General features: G+C 47.1%; 25 protein-coding genes. 3 read left to right on the top strand and 22 right to left on the bottom strand.

Annotation, left to right across the window (positions count from 1 at the left end):
* Positions 1-77: 77 nt before the first annotated feature.
* Both scfB and scfA read right to left on the bottom strand, forming a co-directional pair.
* Positions 78-1,475 (bottom strand): thioether cross-link-forming SCIFF peptide maturase, encoded by a 1,398-nt coding sequence (gene scfB, locus HMPREF9443_RS06275; RefSeq protein ID WP_040565150.1) that lies wholly within the window; start codon positions 1,473-1,475, stop codon positions 78-80.
* Positions 1,476-1,553: 78 nt separating this feature from the next.
* Entirely contained in the window at positions 1,554-1,700 is a 147-nt protein-coding gene (scfA, locus tag HMPREF9443_RS10570; protein ID WP_009145710.1) for a six-cysteine ranthipeptide SCIFF, read from the bottom strand.
* Between the two features lie 333 nt (positions 1,701-2,033).
* On the opposite strand from scfA, the gene HMPREF9443_RS11030 reads away from it, so the two are divergent.
* From HMPREF9443_RS11030 to HMPREF9443_RS06265, 3 genes are read left to right on the top strand one after another with little or no spacing between them, the layout of a single operon-like run.
* On the top strand, positions 2,034-2,165 hold the full coding sequence (locus HMPREF9443_RS11030) for a CD1871A family CXXC motif-containing protein (protein ID WP_021719506.1): 132 nt from the start codon (positions 2,034-2,036) through the stop codon (positions 2,163-2,165).
* On the top strand, positions 2,158-2,976 hold the full coding sequence (locus HMPREF9443_RS06270; protein WP_040565144.1) for a 4Fe-4S binding protein: 819 nt from the start codon (positions 2,158-2,160) through the stop codon (positions 2,974-2,976). The genes HMPREF9443_RS11030 and HMPREF9443_RS06270 overlap by 8 nt, the downstream gene beginning before the upstream one ends.
* A gap of 43 nt (positions 2,977-3,019) precedes the next feature.
* On the top strand, positions 3,020-3,553 hold the full coding sequence (locus HMPREF9443_RS06265; protein WP_009145708.1) for a TlpA family protein disulfide reductase: 534 nt from the start codon (positions 3,020-3,022) through the stop codon (positions 3,551-3,553).
* 52 nt (positions 3,554-3,605) lie between these two features.
* Here the strand turns inward: HMPREF9443_RS06265 and HMPREF9443_RS06260 are convergent, their stop codons facing one another.
* From HMPREF9443_RS06260 to acpS, 20 genes are all read right to left on the bottom strand, one after another.
* The gene (locus HMPREF9443_RS06260; RefSeq protein ID WP_009145707.1) at positions 3,606-4,157 is read right to left on the bottom strand and encodes a biotin transporter BioY; all 552 of its coding nucleotides are present in this window, start codon (positions 4,155-4,157) and stop codon (positions 3,606-3,608) included.
* A gap of 148 nt (positions 4,158-4,305) precedes the next feature.
* Positions 4,306-5,172, bottom strand: coding sequence for a polysaccharide deacetylase family protein (locus tag HMPREF9443_RS06255; RefSeq protein WP_009145706.1), 867 nt, complete (start codon positions 5,170-5,172; stop codon positions 4,306-4,308).
* Positions 5,169-6,107, bottom strand: a complete 939-nt coding sequence (gene whiA, locus HMPREF9443_RS06250) for a DNA-binding protein WhiA (RefSeq protein WP_040565143.1) — start codon at positions 6,105-6,107, stop codon at positions 5,169-5,171. Before whiA ends, HMPREF9443_RS06255 begins: the two co-directional genes overlap by 4 nt.
* A gap of 44 nt (positions 6,108-6,151) precedes the next feature.
* Complete coding sequence (locus HMPREF9443_RS06245; protein WP_009145704.1) at positions 6,152-7,513, bottom strand: gluconeogenesis factor YvcK family protein; 1,362 nt, start codon at positions 7,511-7,513, stop codon at positions 6,152-6,154.
* A 12-nt stretch (positions 7,514-7,525) separates the two neighbouring features.
* Positions 7,526-8,386 carry an RNase adapter RapZ gene (gene rapZ / locus HMPREF9443_RS06240; protein ID WP_009145703.1) on the bottom strand — a complete coding sequence of 287 codons (861 nt, stop codon included), beginning with the start codon at positions 8,384-8,386 and terminating at the stop codon, positions 7,526-7,528.
* A gap of 335 nt (positions 8,387-8,721) precedes the next feature.
* Positions 8,722-9,711 (bottom strand): biotin synthase BioB, encoded by a 990-nt coding sequence (gene bioB, locus HMPREF9443_RS06235; protein WP_009145701.1) that lies wholly within the window; start codon positions 9,709-9,711, stop codon positions 8,722-8,724.
* 181 nt (positions 9,712-9,892) lie between these two features.
* Positions 9,893-10,462, bottom strand: a complete 570-nt coding sequence (locus tag HMPREF9443_RS06230) for a chromate transporter (protein WP_009145700.1) — start codon at positions 10,460-10,462, stop codon at positions 9,893-9,895.
* A gap of 12 nt (positions 10,463-10,474) precedes the next feature.
* On the bottom strand, positions 10,475-11,041 hold the full coding sequence (locus tag HMPREF9443_RS06225; RefSeq protein ID WP_040565140.1) for a chromate transporter: 567 nt from the start codon (positions 11,039-11,041) through the stop codon (positions 10,475-10,477).
* Positions 11,042-11,249: 208 nt separating this feature from the next.
* Complete coding sequence (groL, locus tag HMPREF9443_RS06220; RefSeq protein WP_009145698.1) at positions 11,250-12,881, bottom strand: chaperonin GroEL; 1,632 nt, start codon at positions 12,879-12,881, stop codon at positions 11,250-11,252.
* A 51-nt stretch (positions 12,882-12,932) separates the two neighbouring features.
* Complete coding sequence (groES, locus tag HMPREF9443_RS06215; protein WP_009145697.1) at positions 12,933-13,223, bottom strand: co-chaperone GroES; 291 nt, start codon at positions 13,221-13,223, stop codon at positions 12,933-12,935.
* A gap of 268 nt (positions 13,224-13,491) precedes the next feature.
* Complete coding sequence (locus HMPREF9443_RS06210; RefSeq protein ID WP_009145695.1) at positions 13,492-14,079, bottom strand: ANTAR domain-containing response regulator; 588 nt, start codon at positions 14,077-14,079, stop codon at positions 13,492-13,494.
* Complete coding sequence (locus HMPREF9443_RS06205; protein WP_009145694.1) at positions 14,069-15,460, bottom strand: sensor histidine kinase; 1,392 nt, start codon at positions 15,458-15,460, stop codon at positions 14,069-14,071. Before HMPREF9443_RS06205 ends, HMPREF9443_RS06210 begins: the two co-directional genes overlap by 11 nt.
* Positions 15,461-15,628: 168 nt before the next feature.
* Entirely contained in the window at positions 15,629-16,651 is a 1,023-nt protein-coding gene (gene tsaD / locus HMPREF9443_RS06200; protein ID WP_009145693.1) for a tRNA (adenosine(37)-N6)-threonylcarbamoyltransferase complex transferase subunit TsaD, read from the bottom strand.
* Positions 16,644-17,081: a ribosomal protein S18-alanine N-acetyltransferase gene (gene rimI / locus HMPREF9443_RS06195; RefSeq protein ID WP_009145692.1), complete on the bottom strand. Its 438-nt coding sequence runs from the start codon at positions 17,079-17,081 to the stop codon at positions 16,644-16,646. The genes tsaD and rimI overlap by 8 nt, the downstream gene beginning before the upstream one ends.
* An 11-nt stretch (positions 17,082-17,092) precedes the next feature.
* A complete protein-coding gene (gene tsaB / locus HMPREF9443_RS06190) occupies positions 17,093-17,788 on the bottom strand; it encodes a tRNA (adenosine(37)-N6)-threonylcarbamoyltransferase complex dimerization subunit type 1 TsaB (RefSeq protein ID WP_009145691.1) in 696 nt (231 codons plus the stop codon).
* Positions 17,769-18,242 carry a tRNA (adenosine(37)-N6)-threonylcarbamoyltransferase complex ATPase subunit type 1 TsaE gene (gene tsaE, locus HMPREF9443_RS06185; RefSeq protein ID WP_009145690.1) on the bottom strand — a complete coding sequence of 158 codons (474 nt, stop codon included), beginning with the start codon at positions 18,240-18,242 and terminating at the stop codon, positions 17,769-17,771. The genes tsaB and tsaE overlap by 20 nt, the downstream gene beginning before the upstream one ends.
* Positions 18,243-18,342: 100 nt before the next feature.
* Positions 18,343-18,879, bottom strand: a complete 537-nt coding sequence (locus tag HMPREF9443_RS06180; protein ID WP_009145689.1) for a GerMN domain-containing protein — start codon at positions 18,877-18,879, stop codon at positions 18,343-18,345.
* Between the two features lie 17 nt (positions 18,880-18,896).
* Complete coding sequence (locus HMPREF9443_RS10360; RefSeq protein ID WP_071585662.1) at positions 18,897-20,147, bottom strand: N-acetylmuramoyl-L-alanine amidase family protein; 1,251 nt, start codon at positions 20,145-20,147, stop codon at positions 18,897-18,899.
* Positions 20,148-20,251: 104 nt separating this feature from the next.
* A complete protein-coding gene (locus tag HMPREF9443_RS06170; protein ID WP_009145687.1) occupies positions 20,252-21,802 on the bottom strand; it encodes a bifunctional ADP-dependent NAD(P)H-hydrate dehydratase/NAD(P)H-hydrate epimerase in 1,551 nt (516 codons plus the stop codon).
* Positions 21,799-22,176, bottom strand: coding sequence for a holo-ACP synthase (acpS, locus tag HMPREF9443_RS06165; protein WP_009145686.1), 378 nt, complete (start codon positions 22,174-22,176; stop codon positions 21,799-21,801). Before acpS ends, HMPREF9443_RS06170 begins: the two co-directional genes overlap by 4 nt.
* Between the last annotated feature and the right edge of the window lie 282 nt (positions 22,177-22,458).

Below are 22,458 nucleotides of genomic sequence, written 5' to 3'. Positions count from 1 at the left end.
CAAGTCAATACCCCAACACTTATTATAGAACCCAAAAAATGCGCTCTGCTTTCGCAGAGGGCACGAGAAACCATCTGTTATTTTTCGTAAGTGAAGTTGTTGATATGCGGACGCAGGTCCTCGCCTTCCTGTGCTTCGGCAGACAGAACAGCCTGAACAATGATAGCATTTTCCAGACGTTTCTTTTGCAGACGACAACCATACTCATACGGCTTGGTAATATCGCCGTTAATTAAATCCGCATTGGCGTGGCAGCCACCGCTGCAGAAGAAGCGTGCCCAGCATTTACTGCACTCCGGCTTAGTAAGAACATGGGTATGACGGAACTTTTGCACCATCTCAGGTGTAACGATACCGGTATCCAGAGTACCCATCTTATATTGTTCACGGCCTACAAACTGGTGGCACGGATAAATATCGCCATCAGCGGTAATGCAATAGTATTCATGACCGGCGCCGCAGCCTGCCAAGCGCTTAGCTACGCACGGACCGTTATCAAGTGCTACATTAAAATGGAAGAAGTCAAAGGGATTTCCTTCGCGACGACGCTCCAGATATGCGCGTGCCAGCTTATCGTATTCATCGAAAATTACCGGCAGATCTTCCTCGGTCAATACCCAGGGTTCATCAATGCCTACTACCGGCTCTACGGAAATCTCCTTGCCAACCTTAGTCATATCAAGCACATCCTCACAGAAATGGGTGCTGAAATGGGTATAGGTTCCGCGCAGATAGTAGTTTTTGCCCTCACGGCTGTCAATTACCTTCTTGAAGCCGCGTACAGCTGCATCATAGCTGCCGGCTTTATTCGGGAACGGACGCATAGCATCATGAGTTTCCTTCTTGCCATCCATGCTCAGAACCAGCATAACACGGTTATCATTGAGGAATTTGATATTATCATCATTCAAAAGAGTACCGTTGGTAGTAAGCGTCAGCTTAATATTCTTACCGGTTTCTTTTTCGCGACGGCGTACATATTCGGTAATATGTACAACAACCGGCCAGTTCATCAGCGGTTCACCGCCGAACATATCCAGTTCCAGATTATGGCGCTTCTTGCTGCCTTCAATAGCAAACTCAATAGCCTTTTCCGCAGTTTCCTTGCTCATGAGCTGACGGCAGCCACCGAAAGAACCGGTGTCGGCAAAGCAATAACCGCAGCGCAGATTGCAGTCATGAGTTACAAGCAGGCACAGGGATTTGACAATCGGCTTTTCGGCAAAAGTCGGCGGTACATCAAAGGAAGGGCTGAAAAGCAGACCTTCATCCTGCAGGCCGTGCATTTCTTCCAATGCATCGCGCAAATCCTCTTCGCTGTATTTATCCTTCAAAGCAGCCATAGCCTCAGCATCGTTGCTGCCATCATAATAATCGAGTAAATCGTAAATAACATCGTCTACAAGATGAACGGCACCGCTGTTGATATCCAGCACAGCCATATTGTCATCAAGACGCATTTTATGTATCAGCATGTATTCCAACCTTTCTTTTTTGCATAGATAGTAAAACAGCCCCCTGCACCAGACAGGGAGCTGCATTAAGCTCAGATATTATTTGCAGTGTTCGCAAACCTGGTTGCCAACGGTGCAGGAAGTTTTGCAAGCGGATTGGCAGGAAGCCGGGCACTCGCCGCAGCCACCGGTACGCAGAGTTTTGTTCAGCATTGCTTTATTAACAGTTTTGATGTGTTTACGCATAACGATTACCTCCGAAAAAATATATTATTACTTGTTTTATTTTACCTTGTTTTTGCCTATTTTGCAAGGATTTTTTTAAATTGCTCATTTACAAATACTATTTCGCGACCTATATTCTTCCATTGCATTATCTGTTTTATTATAGCCTGTTTAAACGCTTTTATCCATACAACACCTGTCAGAAAATAATTGCAACACGCGGATAGAAATAATTTAATATTATTTTCTGCTATTTGCTACCCAACCTCAATAATGTATAGTCATGCATTCATAGTAAAATTTCATCGTATATGCTAGAATATTCTTAGTAATTATATAGGAGGTCTGCTTGCTATGAAAATAACACGTATTTTAATCCTTCTGAGCGCTGCCGCCATGCTGACGTATGGTATCTGCAACAGAGAATATCTTGCCGTTTGGCGCAAGGCAGCGACAATTTGTCTGGAGTGTATCGGCATTGGTTAAACGTAAGCTTGTACAAATTTGCACCGCCCTCCTATATAACGGCAATTTTGCAGGCTTTACCGATGGCAATATCTGGAATGGCAGCAGCAAGAATATCTGCCTGCCGGGGTTAAACTGCTATTCCTGCCCCGGAGCCTTGGGCGCCTGCCCGCTTGGTTCGCTGCAAAGCTCACTCAGCGGTGTATTTTTGCGCATTCCCTTCTATGTGCTGGGCTTTATTCTGTTCTTTGCGTTAATCTTTGCACGTCTTATCTGCGGCTGGGGCTGTCTCTTCGGCCTTGTACAGGAATTGCTCTACAAAATTCCTACGCCTAAGCTGCAGCGCAACCGCTTTACCTATCTGCTCAGCTATCTGAAATATTTTATTGCATTGATTTTTCTTCTGCTTTTGCCCTTAGCCTTTTACCATTTCACCGGCAGCGGCGTACCTGCCTTCTGTAAATTTATCTGCCCCGCAGGTACTTTGGAGGCTGCTCTGCCCTTGGCATTTTTCAAGCCGCAGATTCGTGAGCTTTTGGGCCAGCTGTTTATTTGGAAGCTAACACTGCTGTGCCTTACCGTACTGACAGCCATCTTCATCTATCGCCCCTTCTGCCGCTTCATCTGCCCTTTAGGCGCTATTTACGGACTGTTTAATAAAATCTCCCTCTTTGGCATGAAGGTAAATGCCGTAAAGTGCATCAACTGCGACCGTTGTATGGAGCATTGCAAAATGGATTGCCGGCATGTAGGTGACAGCGAATGTATCGCCTGTGGTGAATGCCGCAAGGTCTGCCCGGTAAAGGCAATTTCTCTCGGCAAAAAGTTTTAATTTATATATACCATTTTTCTTTTATTCTTATAAGGAGGTTAACATGAAAAAAATTCTGCTCACCTTATCCATGACTGCGCTGCTATTATTTACCGCAGGCTGCAGCTGTCCTTTTTCCGATAAAACTGCCGACAGCAAACCGCAGATGAACACCGCTGCTGCCTCAGCTGCCGAAGCCGCACCCGATTTCAGCTACAAGGAGTTAGGCAGCGGCAAAACCATGCGCCTGAGTGACTTGAAGGGCAAGCCTGTTTTCATCAATTTTTGGGCTACCTGGTGCCCTCCCTGTGTAGGCGAGCTGCCGCATATTGAAAAGAAATACGCCGAATATAAAGATAAAATGCATTTTGTTATTCTAAGCGTAGATGATAACGAACAGGATCCTGCACGCTTCATCAAAAGCAAAGGCTACTCCTTCCCCGCTGCCTACGGCGACCACCAGGCACTTGGACGAGCCTACGGCATTGACGCTATTCCTGCATCCTACATCATCAGCGCCGACGGCCATATAGTTGCACGTATCGTCGGCAGCATGAACGAATCTTCCCTGGATGCCTTCCTGCAGAAGGCCTTCTAAAAAGCTAAAAGCAGTCCCGCAACCTTTTTATAAGATTGCAAGGACTGCTTTTTTATGCCTTCAGCCAAATGCCGGCCTTATAACCGCGCACACCCAGCATCGCCGCACCAATGCAGAGCACAACATCAGGAATAACCTGCAGAATACCGCAGTACCAGATAACTGCCCACACGGAAATCGGTGCATTGATTATATAATTGGATACTACATAGAACCATACGAGTCCAAACAGATAAACAATTACCATACCAACAAGATTTGCTTCCAACAGGCTACGGAAATTAATTTGCTTAGCCTTGCGCGCCCAGGCACCGTTTACCCATGCCTGCACGATAAAGCCCAGCAGATAACCGAACGTCGGCTGTGCAATATAACCGGGGCCGCCGCCTGATGCAAAAACAGGAATTCCGACCAGGCCCATGACAACATAAGTGCCGACAGCAATCGCGCCCAGACGCGGTCCGAGCAGCAGACCGGCCAGCAAAGTAAACAAAAACTGCAGTGTATAGACATCGGTGCCTACCGGAATTTTAATAAACGTTCCCACAGTAATAAGCGCAATAAACAATGCGCATAAAATCAGTTCCTTCGTACTCAAATGCATATTTTACGCCTCCAAAGCTTCTGTAACCTCTGTTACAGTTCATAGTTTATAGGATACGCCAGTTTTTATTTATTGTCAACCTATTTTATTTTTACAGTTAACATTACTTACAAAAGAAAAGGGAGACAACCGCCTCCCTAAATTTTACTTAGCGCACAAATATGTCGCGCACAATATTGATATCAATGCCCTTAGTCTGCAAAAAGCCAAAGAAATATGCCTGTTCCAGGCGTTTCTTGAAGCCTTCAAGTCCGTTACCGTCATCAGCAACTGTTACGCGGTACATTTCGAAAGGTGCCTTTTGATAGGTAGCCGCCGTATTGACACCTACATGCCCAGTCAGCGCCCTGTAAAAGCCGTATTTTTTCGCCGCAGCAATAACCCTTTCGTTATAGCTGCCGTTAGGATAAGCCAGAGTACGCACGATATAGCCGTCAAATTTTTTCTTCAGCCAATAACGCGACGTATCTGTTTCCCAAACCAGATATTTTTCGTCAATGGCAGCCAGCGGATTATGGCTGTAGGTATGCGAGCCAAGCTCCATGCCGGCAGCAATCAGCTCCTTAATTTCCTGCTCATTCATATGCAGCTCATCGCCGATATCCTTGTTGATGACAAAGAAAGAACCTTTGGCATCATACTTCTTTAGTAACGGCAGCACCACGCTATGATTATTCTTATAGCCATCATCAAAGCTCAAGGCAACATACTTATCTACACTTTTTCCCTGCTGCAAACGCTCTGCCAGCTCTGCTACCGTCACAATCGTATAGCCCTGCTCCTTCAGGTACTGCAAATGCGATTCAAACAGCTCCGGCTTCATAATCAGCGTTTTAGGCCAGTCTGCGCCTTCTTCCGGACCGACAGCGTGATACATCAGTACCGGTGCACCGGTTTTTCTGAAGGCCGCATATTCCTGCTGCCAACGCTCGCCGTTAAGCTTCCATGCAACACCAGCAGCCGCCAAAAGTACGACAACCAGCGCCAGGAATACTAAGCATACTTTCTTAATCATTTATCTGCTTTCTCCAATTCCATACCTAAACCTACTGCAATATCCTGCAGCTTTTTCAAACGATGGTTGATGCCGGATTTGCCCAAACCACCGGAGTATTCTACCAAATCATTTAACGACACATCCGGATATTGCAGACGCAGACGCGCCGTATCCTGCAATCCCTGAGGCAGCTCGCTCAAGCCCATATGCTCATCAATATAATGGATGCAGCTTACCTGACGCACGGCAGCCTTAACCACCTTGTTCAGGTTCGCAGTTTCGCAATTTACCGCTCTGTTGACATTGTTGCGCATTTCTTTGACAATACGGACATTTTCCAGCTCCATCATCGCATTATGCGCACCGATAACGCTCAAAAAGCTGATAATGCTTTCGCCATCCTTCAGATAAACAATGTACTCGTTTTTTCTGTCGGTCAGCTTGGCCTTCAAGGAAAAGCTCTGCATAACCTTAATAATTGTCTGCGCAAAATCCTCGTTGCCTGTCACCATCTCCAGATGGTAATCACTGGCCGGACGGCTGATACTGCCGCCGCCCAAAAAAGCTCCGCGCAAAAAGGTGCGCTTGCCCTCGTGATGCGAAAGCAGCGGATTTTTCAAATCGCCCTCTACACTTAAGAGCTGCAGCTCGTTCAGCGCCTTGCTTACCTGCGGCGCCGGCACTACATGTACCTGATAACGGTTATTCTTCTTCAAGCGGCGTGAACGGGTAATAACTACCTCCGTCTGCACTTGATAATTGCTTTTCAACAGCTGCAGTACACGTCTGGCCAAAGCAGCATTTTCAGTAGAAAAGTGGATACCTATATTCATACCGCGGATAACAATTGCACCGCTCATACGCAAAAGACCGAGCAGCTCTGCTTTGTCACCGGTCGCATCGTTAGTTTCTATACGAGATAATTCATTTTTTACATCATTGGAAAAAGACAAGCAGACTCCTCCCTTCTCAGCCGACAAGGCTGCAGCGTCTGGTTTTATTTTTGTTTATACAGCTTCTTCATGCCCGCACGCATAAAGAAGTAATCGAAAAACTGCATGCCGCGTCCAAAAAGACGCAGACGATAAATTAAAGCAATAAGCACACGCGCCAACTTACGCGGATCATGGCGCACCAGATCATCCTTGCTTATCAAGCGCGCCGGCACAACCGTAATTCCCAGACTGCGGATTTTATCAATATCCGGCGTAATAGGACGCGAGCCCTCGGCATCATACTGACGCAGCTGCTCCGAAGTAACATCCTGGGAATTGACAATAGCGTAATCCAAGAACTGTGTACCGACATGGTCAACCAACGCCTGCACATGGTCATAAGCACCGTAGCCGTCGGTTTCGCCGGGCTGTGTCATAACATTGCAGATGTAAATTTTGATTGCCTTCGACCGTACAACAGCATCACGGATTCCCTCAACCAAAAGGTTGGGAATAACACTGGTATACAGGCTGCCAGGTCCGAAAATAAGCACATCGGCATTTAAAATTGCATCGATAGCTCCGTTTGCCGCCTGTGCATCCGCCGGCAGCATCATCATCTTCTTAATATGCTTGCGCACCTTGGGAATCTCCGATTCGCCAGTCACAATGCTGCCGTCAGTCATCCTTGCCTGCAGGCGGATATCCTCCAGCGTAGACGGAATAACCCTGCCGCGTACCTTCAGAATCTGGCTCGTAGCATTGAGTCCGGCCTCCATACCACCTTCAGCCTGCGCCATCGCCGCAATAAACAGATTACCGAAGCAATGTCCTGCCAGCGGTGAATCACCCTGGAAGCGGTACTGCATCAGGCGCTCCATCAGCGGTTCGCGGTCAGCCAGAGCTGTCAGGCAGTTACGCAAATCACCGGGAGGAATAATACCCAGCTCCTTACGCAGACGTCCGGAGGAACCGCCGTCATCAGCAGTTGTTACTACGGCCGTACAATTATTGGTGATATACTTCATGCCGCGCAGCAGCGTCGACAAACCGGTACCGCCACCGACAACGGTGATAGCAGGGCCACGTGTCAGCTTGCGCTGCATAAAAATCGTTTCCATCAATGAACCGTTTTTGTCGGGCACTACAACAGATACTACCGAACTGATTAAGCGGCGTGTTCCGTACACCATAATAGCAAAGCCCACGATAAGAAAGCCCACACCCATCGTCATAATCAGGCCATTCGAATAGCGTCCTGTTGTCAGATAGGTCATCTGGAAGAGCAGTTCTTCTGCCTTGCCCATCAGCTGATAATTAAAAAACAAAGCCAGTCCCAAAGCACATAAAAGTACACCTACCGCAAAAAGCAGCAGCCAGCGCTTCAAATTAATGCCGGGACAAAGCCAACTAATCCAACCCATTAGGCCCCTCCCTTACTTTCTGTGAGGAATATCACGATGCGTCACATCAACGCTGTAACCCTTTTCACGCAGATATTCGTACAATTTATTGGCAATAAAAACGCTGCGGTGCTGTCCTCCTGTGCAGCCTACGCTGATAACAAGCTGTGCCTTGCCTTCGTTAATATATTGCGGTACAAGAAAATCAAGCAGCTGCTCCTCCAGCTTAAGATACTGGAAGGTCTGCGGATAGCGGCAGATAAAATCCGCTACCGGGCGGTCGTTGCCAGTCATATTGCGCAGCTCCTCCACATAAAACGGATTCGGCAAAAAACGCACATCCAGAACCAGATCGCTGTCCAGCGGCAGACCATGCTTGAAGCCGAACGAACGCACAACAATGCCCATACGCTCTTTAGAAGAGCCCTCGCCAAACATTTCCGTTACCTTAGCCTTCAGCTGCGCTGTAGTCAGCGTCGAGGTATCAATAATATGCGTAGCCTTTTCGCGCAACGGATCCAGCAATTCACGCTCACAGGTAATATTCTTCAGCAAGGTATTGCGCTCACCCAAGGGATGACGACGACGCGTTTCCTTGTAACGGCGCACCAAAGTCGCATCGGAAGCATCCAAAAACAGCAGCTCGTATTTTTGGCCGCTGGCCTCCATCTCATCCAAAACCTGCAGCAGCTTATCAAAAAAGCGTCCGCCACGGATATCAACAACAAGAGCTACCTTTTCCTCCGAGGTCTGACGGCAAAGCTCCGCAAACTTAGGAATCAAGGTTGCCGGCAAATTATCAATGCAAAAGAAATTTAAATCCTCCAGGGTACGCACAACCTGCGTTTTGCCTGCACCGGACATACCGGTAATAATAAGAAAGTGTGACTGCATTTTGCTTCACCTCTTGAAAGTCATTAGTAAATTATATTATATCATAAAATTTGCCGTAGAGGGCAGTGCGTAAGCAAATAAATGATGGATTGATGATATGGATTGATGATACTGAAGACGGTGCGTCATCAAATAAATGCGTGCGTCAGAACGTGCCAGATTCAAAGAAGCAATCCCGACGGCGTATTTTTCATACGTCGAGGGATTGATGATGCAGAAGATAGTGCGTTATCACGCACATATAAAAAATAAGCAGACTGCTCGCAACTACAGTCTGCTTATCTTTTTGAGATTTTAAGGTGTAAGATTTGTATTAAAAATTCATGGAAAACTAATTAATCAAGATTCGGCATGCTGCGCGGACGATCAAGATCCTTGAGCATTTGCATATCGCGGTCAGTACCACGGCCGGCAGTCGTCAGATAACCGCCGATCATAATGCCGCTTGCACCGCCATTGAGTGCCAATGCCTGCAGGTCACGCAGATTTACTTCGCGACCGCCTGCCGTACGGATTTGTGCCTTCGGCAGAACAAAACGGAAAACAGCGAACGCACGCAGAATTTCCAGCGGCGGCAGCGGTTTGTTGTTTTCAAACGGAGTGCCCGGAATCGGAGTCAGCATATTCAGAGGTACACTGTCAATGCCAAGTTCCTTCAGAGTGAAGGCCCATTCAACACGCTGCTCACGTGTTTCACCAAGGCCTAAAATACCACCGCTGCAAACACGCAGGCCGGCAGCCTGTGCATTTTTGATGGTAACAAATTTATCAGCATAGGTATGAGTGCTGCAGATATTCGGGAAATTGCTGCCTGCGGTTTCCAGATTGGAATGATAGCGGGTTACACCGGCTTTGCGCAGCTCTTTTGCCTGCTCTACAGTCAAAATGCCCAAAGAAGCGCAAACTTCAATGTGCAGTTCTTCTTTAATACGTTTCAGTGTACGGCAGATATTTTCAAAGTCATCGGCTTTGCTCTGTCCGCGACCGCTGGTAACGATGGAGAAGCGTACAGCGCCTGCTTCCTTAGCTTTTTTAGCTGCATTGAAGATCTCCTCTTCGCTCAGCAGACCGTATTCCTTAACACCGGTATGATAATGTGCGGATTGTGCGCAGAACTTGCAGTTCTCGCTGCATTTACCGCTGCGGCCGTTGATGATTGCACAGCAGTCAACAGCATCGCCGGCATATTTTTGGCGAATCTTGTCAGCCATGGCCAAAAGCAGCATGGTGTCGTCATCGCTCACGTTAATCAAAAATTCAGCTTCTTCTTTAGTAATATCCTGACCGTTTAAAACCTTCTCGGCCAGTGTAATAATTTTTTGCATTGTAATTCACATCCCTAACCTTAGTAGTTAACCGACGCTATTCGTTGGTTAACTGTATCTATTATATAGCAGAATTCCGCTTGCGTCAACCGTTAATTTCCAGGAGTTAACTTCAACATAATAAAAAGCGCGCCATGCCGCAAGCCAAAGCTCACAACGCAGCGCGCTATTGCATTAAATATCAGCGAATACCCGCAATACCCAAAATCAAGCCCAAAACACCGCTCATGCACAGTGTACGGATAACACTCATCTTATGACGGATACACCACAGGGAAATCGGCAGCACAATGCAGCCAAGCAAATCAACCTTGGTAAAATCCTTCGGCAAGGTTTCCGTATTCCACAGCGCCAGCATTACAAAGCTCAGTCCGGCAGAGCAGATGAGTGCCACAACCGCAGGACGCAGACCGTTCAGAATACCGCGAATCGGACCGATATCACCATATTTGAAGAATAATTTTGCGAGTGCCAGCACGATAAATACAGAAGGGAAAACAAAGCCCACAGTTGCCGCAACAGCACCGGGCAAGCCTGCAACCTTCGTACCGACGAACGTCGCCGCATTGATACCAATAGGACCCGGCGTCATCTGCGAAATCGTAAAAATATCAATAAACTGCGGCATAGTCATCCATGCATGATTTTCAATAACCTCCGCCTGAATCAGCGGCATCGAAGCATAACCACCGCCGACGCAAAAGGCACCAACCTTGACAAAGCTCCAGAAAAGCTCCCAATAAATATACATCTCGCCGCCTCCTTACGCGTACTTCTTGTCACGCAGCAGGAAGAAGCCGATAACAGCATCCACAACGACTGCATACATCAGATTTACATTAAAGAAATAATTGGCAATAAAGGTACCGACAATAATCAAAAGCGGCAGTGCCAATTTTTTCTTCAGCTCTTTTTTGAGCAGGTCAATCGCAACGTTAATAATAATAGCCGTCGCGCCGCACTGCATGCCCTTCAAAACCAGCTGAATATACTGGTTATGTGCAAAGGCATCATAAGCGTAGGAAATAATGCTCAAGGTAATCAGCGGCGGCAAAATAGTTGCCAGCAAAGCAGTAAGCGTACCGCGGATACCGCCAAGCTTGTAGCCCATGCTAATTGCCGCATTGGCTGCCACAACACCAGGCGCAGACTGCGCAATCGCCACAAGGTTCAGCGCTTCCTTATCATCCATCCATTTATACTCATCAACAAATTTGGCCTTCAACAGCGGAATGATTACAAAACCACCGCCGATAGTAAAGGCACTAATTATAAAGGTTGATTTGAACAGCTTCCAGTAAAAATCTTTTTCGGCTGCAGCTTCACCCATTATCAACAGCTCCTTCTGTCCATAGAATGAAATTATTATAGCATATTTGCCAGCAAAAAACATAATTAGACTGCACTAATAGCTAAAATTTTTTCAGCCGCGGTTTTTTGTAACAAAAAAGCACACCCTGCTACCAAATCAGTAACAGAGTGTGCTATCTATAGCCTACTCAAGCTATATTATACAGTTTTGACATCCGGCCTGCAGATTACATCATACCGGGCATGCCGCCGCCCATCGGAGGCATTGCCGGCATAGCAGCGCCTTCCTTAGCAGGTTTGTCGGCTACGATGGATTCGGTGGTCAGAACCATAGAAGCGATGCTTGCAGCATTTTGCAGTGCGCTTCTGGTAACCTTAGTCGGGTCAACGATACCGGCTTCGATCATGTCAACATACTCTTCAGTCAGAGCGTTGAAGCCATAGCCTTTGCGGCTGCGTTTAATGGTATCAACGATAACAGCGCCTTCCAGGCCAGCGTTGTAAGCGATTTGACGAACAGGCTCTTCAATAGCGCGTTTAACGATTTCTACGCCGGTCTTCTCATCGCCGGTAGCTTTGATTTTTGCCAGAGCAGGCTGTACTTGCAGCAGAGCAGTACCGCCGCCGGCAACAATACCTTCGGCAACAGCAGCGCGTGTAGCGTTCAGAGCATCTTCAATGCGCAGTTTTTTATCTTTCAGCTCAACTTCGGTAGCAGCGCCTACTTTGATAACAGCTACGCCACCGGCCAGTTTAGCCAGACGTTCTTGCAGTTTTTCTTTATCGAAATCAGAAGTGGTTTCCGGAATTTGTGCACGGATTTGAGCAACACGTGCAGCAATAGCGTCTTTATCGCCCAAGCCGTCAACGATAGTAGTCAATTCTTTGGTTACGCGAACCTGACCTGCGCGGCCAAGATCTGCCATGCTTGCGCTGTCCAGCTTACGGCCAACTTCTTCACTGATAACGGTTGCACCGGTCAGAGTAGCGATATCTTGCAGCATTGCTTTACGACGGTCACCGAAGCCAGGAGCTTTAACAGCAACAGCTTTGAAGGTGCCACGCAGTTTGTTGACAACCAAGGTTGCCAGTGCTTCGCCTTCAACATCTTCAGCGATGATTAAGAGTTCGCCGCCGTTTTGAACAACTTTTTCCAGAACCGGCATAATGTCAGCAATCATGGTGATTTTTCTATCGGTAATGAATACGTACGGATTGCTCAGTACAGCTTCCATTTTATCAGCATCGGTTGCCATGTACGGGGAAATGTAGCCACGGTCAAACTGCATGCCTTCAACGGTTTCCAGATGAGTTTCCATGGTCTTGGATTCTTCAACAGTGATAACACCGTCGTCGCCAACTTTTTCCATAGCATCGGCAATCAGGTTACCGATTTCATCATCAGCTGCGGAAATAGAAGCAACTTGTGCTTTTGCAGCCTTGGTTTCAACCTTTTGGGAAACATTTTTCAGTTCGTCAACCAGTACATCAACTGCTTTTTTGATACCTTTTTTCAGAACCATCGGGTTAGCGCCGGCAGCAACGTTGCGCATACCTTCGTTAATCATAGCCTGTGCCAGAACGGTAGCAGTGGTAGTGCCGTCACCGGCAACATCGTTGGTTTTGATGGATACTTCTTTAACCAGCTGTGCGCCCATGTTTTCAAACGGATCTTCCAGTTCGATGTCGCGGGCAATGGTTACACCGTCATTGGTGATGGTCGGTGCGCCGAATTTCTTTTCCAGTACAACGTTACGGCCTTTAGGACCGAGGGTTACTTTTACAGCGTCAGCCAGAGCATTTACGCCACGCTCCAGGCTACGACGAGCTTCTTCATTAAACAGAATTTGTTTAGCCATTTTATATCGCTCCTTTGAAAATTCAATTAAAAATTAATTACAGTTTTTATGTTACTTCTCAATGGTTGCTAAGATATCGCGTTCGCTAAGAATCAGGTAATCCTTACCTTGATGTTTAACAGGAGTTCCGCTGTATTTTGCGAAGATAACTTCGTCGCCAACATTTACTTCGGGTTTAATCAGAGTGCCGTTGTCGCTGTATTTGCCTCTGCCTACAGCCAAAACCTTGCCCTGTTGCGGTTTTTCTTTTACTGCGGTATCCGGCAGGAAAATGCCGCTGGCAGTTTTTTCTTCTACTTCTACAACCTCTACAATTACGTGATCAGCTAATGGTTTTAACATTTTTATAACCCCTTTCGAGTATTCTTACTTACGTGAGAGTAATTTACTTCTTGGTTATTAGCACTCATTTGTTCCGAGTGCTAACCACAATTCTTATTATATCCATATTAGGAAAAATTGCAAGTACTTTTTCGCTGTTTTTTACAAAATTGTCGCAATTTCTGCTTCACGCCCTCAAAAATCGGCTTCAGCGTCCTGTTTTTTTGCTTCTCAGGCCCAAATTTTTGCTTGAACACAAAAAAAGAGCAGTTCACACTGCCCTTTCAGCTCATTGTTGTCTTTTGGCCGCAGCTGCAATAATGCTTTCCGCCAGCTCCTTCAGACTGATACGTTTGGCCATACTGAACTGCTGCATCTTACGGTATGCTTCCTGCTCCTTCATTCCGTGCGCTGCCATCAGGATACCCTTGGCACGGTCCAGCAGCTTACGTGTCTCCAAGCTTTCCTTCAGCTTATCAAGCTCCAGATTAAGCTTATGCATTTCCTGAAAGCGTTTGGCCGCAATCTCCATTGCCGGGAAAAGCTGTTCCTCGCGTACAGGTTTAACCAGATAAGCGATAACGCCTGCATCCGATGCTTTCTCGACAATATCCTGCTGACTGTAAGCTGTCAGCAGCAATACCGGAGCAATATTATCGGCAGCAATAATTTTTGCTGCGGTAATACCGTCCATAATCGGCATTTTTACGTCCATGATAATAAAATCAGGCTTTAACTCTTTAGCCAGCTTTACTGCTTCCTGTCCGTTGGCAGTCTCGCCTACTATTTTATGACCGGCATCCGCCAGCATTTCGCGCAAATCAAGACGCAAAATAGCTTCATCATCTGCCAATAATATTCTCAGTTTATTTAACATCTTCCAGCCCCCCCTTTGGAATTGTTACTAATGCAAGTGTACCGCCATCCTCACGATTCGTCAAGCTAAAGCTTCCCTGCAGGTCAGCTTCCGCCATAGTCTTGATAATTTTCAGTCCTAAGCTTTGACGGTTGCTGTTTAATGAAAAGCCTTCCGGAAGGCCTACACCGTCATCGGCAATTGACAAAACATAACGCTTGCTTTCTTCCGCAAAGCGCACCTTAAGGCTGCCGCTCATCCGGCCTTCGTAAGCATGTTCTATAGTATTCTGCAATAATTCGTTGAGAATCAAAGCGATACTTGTTGCTTTATCTGACGGCAGCTGTACAGGATCTGCTTTGAAATCGGCATGCAGGATAAATTCCGGATGCAGCATGCTGCTGATAATCGCCTGGTAAATTCCCTTGGCCACCTTACCGACATCAATCAGACCGGTATCCTGCTGCGAAAGATACTCATGCACAATAGCAATGCTGTTGACTCTGTTGACGCAGTCACGTAGAACTATTTTGGTTTCGTCACACTGCGCGCGACGCTCCTGCAGGCGCAGCAGGCTGGCGATGGTCTGCAGATTGTTCTTTACGCGGTGATGAATCTCTTTAATTACAACAGATTTTATCAGCAGCTCCTCGTCCTTTTTGCGCAGCTCGGTAATATCTTGCAAAATAACAATAGCACAACCGGCCTTAGGCCTGGGAATTACCGGCAGAATACGTATGGAAAGCAAAATGCCATGCATCGTAAATTCCTTGCTTTCCGCCGTGCCTGTTTCCATAACCATACCGACCAGCGGCCAATTTATAGCAACATCGTTGGTACGGCAGCCGACAAGATGAGAAATATCCATAACATCAAACATATGACGTGCACGGTTGTTGGCAGCAACAATCACTCTGTTGGCATCTACCACCATAATGCCGTCAGAAGGCCGCAGCCGCTGATAGTTGCTGTTATTGCTCAAATCCTGGCGCAGATTGCACAAAAGCTCCAGTGACTGAGCAATAATAATATCATCGGGAGCAGCACTTTCAAAGCTGACGGCACCGTAGCAATGTCCGCGGCTGTCACGCAGCGGAAAAACCTTCAGACTGTTGAACATGCCCAAAGCCCATTCACGCTTGCCGTTAACAGGCACATTTTTTTGCAGCACACGCGCAACGAGCGGCTCTTCAACCGCACGTACACGCCGACCCGTCATATCCGGGCGCACATTGCCGACCTGTGTCATCGGCTGCTCCTGCTTATAAACATTAAAAAACTTTTTATTCTCTCCCGGCAGATAAATCGTCACAGCAGCATGTGCTATATCTGCCGCCAGACCGAGTACCTGTGGCATAGCTTGTAAACTGTTTCTTTGTTCTGCTGTTAAATTGCTCAGCATGTTTCCCCTCTTCTTCCTGCTGTTGTCCTTTCCACAGCTTTATCTGATTAATCCACTATTTTATCCACTATATCCACAGGCTTTTCCACAACAGTAATGCGCTTATATGTGGATATTGCCCGTTTATCCACAATATCCACAGGCTTATGCACTATAAAAGACACTTGTTTAGCCTAATTTCAATGATGGATTAGCGTTCAAGTCCAATGGACTGAAGCTGCCGCCCTGATACATAAAATAACCGCGGCAGGCAATCATTACAGCATTATCGGTACACAAAATCGGTGTCGGATGCACCAGCTGGGCACCAATACCCTGCATAGCCTGTGCCAGTGTGTTTTGCAAGGTTTTATTGGCAGAAACGCCGCCGGCCAACACAATTTTATTGTAGCCGGTATGCTGCATAGCATGCACCGCTTCCTTAACAAGTGCATCAACAACCGCACGCTGGAAGGATGCCGCAACATCGCTGCGGTTCACCTCACGGCCTGCCTGCTGCTGATTGTGCAGATAATTGATTACGGCAGATTTCAAACCGCTGAAGCTGAATTCATAAGGCTTGTCCAAACGTGCTACCGGAAAATCAATAGCATGGTCATTGCCGCCCAATGCCAAGCGCTCAATTTCCGGACCTCCGGGATAAGGCAGCCCCATAACACGGGCAATCTTGTCGAAGGCTTCGCCTGCCGCATCATCACGCGTCTGTCCCAAAAGCTCAAAGCTGTTATAGCCGGTAACCTTCAGCAGGGCCGTGTGTCCGCCGCTGACAACCAACGCCATAAACGGCGGCTTCAGCTCGCTGTCTGCCAAAAAGTTGGCAAATACATGGCCTTCAAGATGGTTGACACCTATCAACGGTTTGTCCGTTGCCCAGGCCAGCGCCTTGGCAGCCGAAAGACCGACAAGCAGCGCGCCGACCAGACCAGGTCCGTAGGTAACGGCAACAGCATCTATCTGCTCCATGCCGACGCCTGCCTGTGACAAAGCCTCGTCGATAACAGGCATAATATTTTCTATATGCTTACGGGAAGCAATTTCCGGTACAACGCCGCCGAATTTACGGTGAATAACAATTTGGGAGGAGATAATGTTGCTCAGTACCTCACGCCCGTTCTTTACTACAGCAGCCGCAGTTTCATCACAGCTGCTTTCAATACCTAAAATATATACATCCTTCTGCTCTTTATTCATGGCCTGCTCCTTCTTTATACAACCACATTATAACTGCATTTTCATGATTGTCTTCGTAATAATTCGGACGAATGCCTTCGCTGGCAAAGCCACAGGTCAGATAAACCTTCTGCGCGGCAATATTTCCCTCGCGCACCTCTAGCGTAATAGCCGTAGCGCCAAGCTCCCAGGCCTTGTTGACCAACGCTGCCGTCAGACGTGTGCCATAACCCTGGCCGCGTTCTTCATCAGCAACAGCCACACGGGTAATCTGCGCTTCGCCGGCTACCAGCCAGAAGCCCGCATAACCGACAAGCTTGCCGGCACATTCCATTACCAGATAGGTAGTCAGCTCGTTGGCTATTTCATTACGCAGCATATTTTCATTCCAGGCATCATAAAAGGATTGTGCTTCTATGGCAACCAAAGCCGGAATATCCGCTTCCGTCATTGCTCTGAAGCTTATTGTTGCTTGTGCTTCTTCTCCCACAATTCCTCAGCCTCCGATCTTCTGATATAGTATGGCTCCAGGCCAAAAATTTTCTTATCGTTTTCTGCATCAAATTCCGCCAAGGCAGCCAATGCTACAGAGCTGCCTTTAGGCATACGCAATGCTTCCGGTGCCACGCTGATAAAATCAGGCAGACCGTTTTTCGCAAGCTTGCTGCACTCGCCCAAAAGCAACGCAGGGGTTCCCTGCAGCGCAATTCTTTCTAATGCTTTTTCCGCACTGACAACCTCAACAGGTGCCAGCTCCACAAGCTCACCGTTGCGCCATTCGTACAAGGCCTGATAAAAATTACCCTTTTGCGCATCCAGCACCGGTGACAGCACCCTGCCCTCAAGCTGGATATTATAAGCCAAAGCCTTTAAAGTATCAACACCGTGCAGGCAGCACTGCCAGCTATAGGCCATAGCCTCTGCCGTTGCCAGACCGATACGCAGGCCGGTAAAGGAACCAGGTCCCATGCTTACAGCCAAAAGCTCGATGTCCTGCTTTTGTACACCGGTACGCTGCAGCAGCTGGTCTAATTGCGGCAGCAAGCCTTCGCTGTGTGTCATCCCCATATTTATCGTATATTCAGCTAAAATTTCCTTATCACGGCATAATGCAATCGTGCACACCTTGGTGGCCGTATCAATTGCCAAAGTCAGCATCTTTTTCTACCTCCCGCAGCAGTTTTTCATATCTTTCACCCTGAGCCTGCAGCACAGCACGACGGCCTTCACCATCATGCAGCAAAGTAATCTGCAGATATTCCTCCGGCAGCTCATCCTTGAACAGTTCAGCCCATTCAATCAATGTTACGCCATCGCCTCCGGCATATTCCTCAAAGCCGATGTCCTCCAGCTCCTCCGGACGGTTGAGGCGATATAAATCAAAATGCCTTATTTCCAGCTCACGCCCCTGATAAACATTCATGATGGCAAAGGTCGGACTGTTAACATCTTCGGCCTCAGCCCCCAAGGCTACAGCAACACCGCGGCTGAGCAGCGTTTTGCCTGCGCCAAGGTCACCGCTCAGGCAGAAAACGTCACCGCTTGCTGCATGCTTTCCCAAAAGCCTTCCCAAGGCTTCCGTTGCAGCGCTGTCCTGCAAATAAAATTCCATAACCAACTCTCCTCACATTTGGCAAGAAAGAAATCCCCTGCCATAGTAATCAATAATTTGAAAAAGCGGCACCAGACTTACCAGTACCGCTTCTTTGTTTTTACAATAAAGTCGTATTACGCGTCAGCGGATCCTCAATATCCATATGACCACTCAAGGTAATAGCCTTTTTACCTTCTATCAGAATTTGTACCCGCTTAATTTCAGGAAATTCTGTCAAGGTATTGGTAATAGCGTAGCAAAGCATCATCTCACCATAGGATCCTTGTCCCTTCTTTGCCAGCTCGCGCGTAAAATCAGCATAGGCAGTGCCGTCCTGCTCAATTTTAAGACTGCGCACCTTAGTACCGATAGGTACAACATCATCCATTTTTGCATCCTGCGGCTTAGTAGTCACCAAGGCAATCAAAGCATTTTCCGGCAAACTTTTGCCGTTATCCTTCATCGTAATTTTTTCCGGCAACAGCTTTTCGCTGCCATCGGAAGCTGCACGATAAACAATAAAGCTGATATCCTTTTTTTCCTGTACCGCAGCTGTTGCTGCATTCTTGGCATCCTCTTTCGGCGGAACATTTTCACTGCAACCGCTTGCTATTACTGCACACAAAAGCAGCATCAATAAAATTAGCTTTCTCATTACTTGCCGCCTCCGTATTATGCAAAATATTTTTCAATGCCTTCAGCAATCAGACGAGCTGTTTTCTTTTGGAACCATTGTCCCTTCATCAAGGTCAGCTCCTTTTCATTGCTGATGAAGCACATTTCTACTAAAACTGCCGGCATACTGATACGCTTGATAACATAAAAGTTTGCCTGACGTACACCCAAATCATCTACACCGAAATTAGCAGCCAGCTTATTTTGGATATTTTTAGCTAAGCGCAAATCATTATCGGTTTTCGGATAGTAGTATGTAGAAAAACCACCAACATTTTTATTGACCGAAGAATTGACATGCAGGCTGACAAACATATCCGAATTATATTTTTCGCCAACGTTTACACGTGCCTGCAGTTCCTCTGCATCACTGGCATTAGGTCCGAATACATCAACATCGGTAGTGCGCGTCATATAGACCTTGGCACCTTTATCTTCCAAGATTTCCTTAAGCATTTTGGCAATTGGCAGAGTAATATTTTTTTCCTTCGTACCATCACTGCCTATAGCTCCCGGATCGCTGCCGCCATGGCCTGCATCTAAGGTAATAATTTTACCGTCAAGACCGCCGCTTGTGCGGAACCTGCCGTTTCCTTTGATTACCGCAAGCTTATCAGCGTCAGATTTATTTACTTTTGTTTCCGTTTTGGCAGCAGCAGTATTTTTCTTATTATCGTTTTTATTTTTACTGCTGCTCTTCTTTTTATCCGCTTTCTTATCCGCTGCGGTACTTGTTTTTATAACGATATTTTTCTTGATACTGCTGTTATTTTTTGTCGGACGGTTGCTTACTACCGGTCTGTTGCTTACAACGGTGGTTGCAGCACCGGAACCACTGTAGGAAGCCTGGCGCGGCATAACATCAAGCACTACACGGAAGGGACGGCCTGTTGCAGAATCCTTCTTTAAGACGAAAGCCTTATAGCTTTTTTCCAGCAGACGCTGTTTCAGCGGTACACGCACCACCGTATAGCTGCCTTTATCCACAATTTTCAAGGAATCAGCCAAAGAGCTTTTTACAGCCTTACTATGCGGCACCTGCGCTCCCTTATCGGCATTCACCGTCAGATTCAGCGTATCGCCTTCCATATCAACAGCATAGCCTGCAGTATCCGTTACATCAACAACAATACGCAGAACGTCTGCTTTATTGACACCCCATTTTACATCTGTTATCTGCGCCGCCTGAGCAACCGCGCCTAAAAGCATACAGCAGGCCAGCAGCGTCAGCAGGAAAATCTTGCGCAATAGTTCCACCTCGCAAACTTACATACTCTTACTAAAGATTTTACTTCAACAGTTTATTTTAACACTAATTACATAAGTCTGTAAACAAAATTACCGTTAAAGCATTAATTGCCCTTCAGAACCTCATGACGGGCCTCCGGCAAAAACTGCGCCAGCTCGCCTGCTGCCAGCCCGATATCAATACCGCTGATATCCGCAGCCTTTCCGTGCAGGTAAACCCCGCACACAGCAGCCTCCTGCAGAGTAATCTCCTGCGCTGCCAGACCGGCAATAATACCTGTCAGCACATCACCGCTGCCACCTGTAGCCAAAGCACTGGAGCCGGTGCTGTTTACATAAACGCTGCCATCCGGGCAGGCAATAACGGTCGGTGCTCCCTTGAGCACCAGCACAGCATTCCATTCCTGAGCATATTGCGCAGCAATATTGATACGGTCAGCATTAATTTCGCTGATTTCTTTACCGATAAGACGTGCCATTTCACCCGGATGCGGAGTCAGCACCTTAGCTGCCTGCATCTGTGCAAGAATTTCCGTATGTCCCTGTAATGCTGTCAATGCATCCGCATCAATAACAACAGGTACCTGCACCTGCAGCAGGATATCACGCACTACCTGCTGTGTACTTTCACTTGTACCCAAGCCTGGGCCGATTGCCAGTACATCGGCAGCATTAGCATTTTTCACTACATCGCCTGTTGCGCCGCCGCCAAGAATACCGGGCATACGCTCCAGCAGTCCGTGCACCATAACCTCTGTAAGCTTGCCTGCCAGCACATCACGGCTGCTGAGCGGAGTATAAAGCGCTACAAGGCCTGCACCAGCCTTTACTGCGGCGTAGCTGCTCAAAGCAGCGGCACCGGCGAAGCCGGGGCTGCCGGCACAGATAACAGCGCGTCCTGCATCGCCCTTATGCGCATCAGCTTTACGCAGCGGCAGCAGCTCACGCACAATATCGTCTGTCAGACGATATTTTTTGCTGGCACATTCCTCTACCATTTTTGCAGGCATACCTATATCTGCCAGCTCAATATCACCGCAATACTCACGGCCGGGATAGAGCAAAAGACCGGTTTTTAACAAAGCCATCGTCACGGTTTTATCCGCACGTACAGCATTTTCAGAAACAGCACCATTGTCTGCATTTACACCTGTCGGTACGTCAACTGCTACAATATATTTTTCGCTGTCATTCAGTAATCTGCAGGCACGCAGCAAATCGCCCTCAAGCTCGCCATGAAAGCCGGTTCCTGCTAAAGCATCAACCAAAATATCAGCCTTCGCAGCAGCAAGCTCAGCTACTACCCAGTCATCCTCGCCGGCAATAGCCTCTACCTTAGCATCAGTTTTTTGCAACATCGCAAGCTCTGCCGCAGCATCACCTGTCACAGCCTCGAGTTCCTTGCCTATAACAAAAACGCGCACTCTCGCACCATAATTTTGCAGCCAACGGGCAGCACCGAAGCCATCGCCGCCATTATTGCCGCCACCGCAAAAAACAACTACGCTTTCGCCATCCAGATCATCTAAGCTATCATTAACAGCATCGGCAACAGCCTGCGCTGCATTATCCATCAATAAGATTCCCGGTACAGCATATTCCGCTGTCGCCAGTTGATCAAGCTGTTTCATTTCCTGTAAATTTACTAATTTCATTTGTCATCCTCCATTATCACATACGCCGTAGCAAGTTCTCTGCTATGGCTTAAGCTGATTTGTATATTTTTTACTCCAAGCTGTTTTGCCAGCATCGCAAAGTGACCGCTAAGCTGTACTAAAGGCTTGCCCAGCCCATCGTTGTCTACGGCTATTTCCTGCAGCGAGCCTTCGCGCAGACCGGTTCCCAATGCTTTCAGCACCGCTTCTTTAGCAGCAAAGCGTGCTGCAAAGCTTGCTGCCGCCTGCTGTCCTCTTCTTTGACAATAGGCAGCTTCCTCAGCAGTAAACACTCGCCGGATAAAAGATTCACGCTTTATTGCCCGGGCAATACGTTCTATTTCGATAATATCACAGCCTATGCCTACTATCATTTGCTTTCACTCCTTCACACAGCTTCGTAACTATTATTAATTCTTGCAAGTATATCCAAAATCCTTTTTTTATTTTTGATTTTCACAAAGATATTGCAAAATGATAAGAAAGAGGTTAAAATTTGAGCTAGGAGTTGTCTTTGTTACACTAAGAAAACTTTAAGGTATCTATACTACCCTAACTATAATATAATTTCATGATTTATTTAATGAAGTCCTATACAAATTATTGCTAAAGCAACAGTGCTTCAGATGGAATCTCCATGTCATAATTAATTATAC

The sequence above is a fragment of the Phascolarctobacterium succinatutens YIT 12067 genome (assembly GCF_000188175.1).
GTDB lineage: Bacteria > Bacillota > Negativicutes > Acidaminococcales > Acidaminococcaceae > Phascolarctobacterium_A > Phascolarctobacterium_A succinatutens.
The sequence above is the reverse complement of the archived record's forward strand: the minus strand, read 5'-3'. Positions and strand labels throughout refer to the sequence as shown.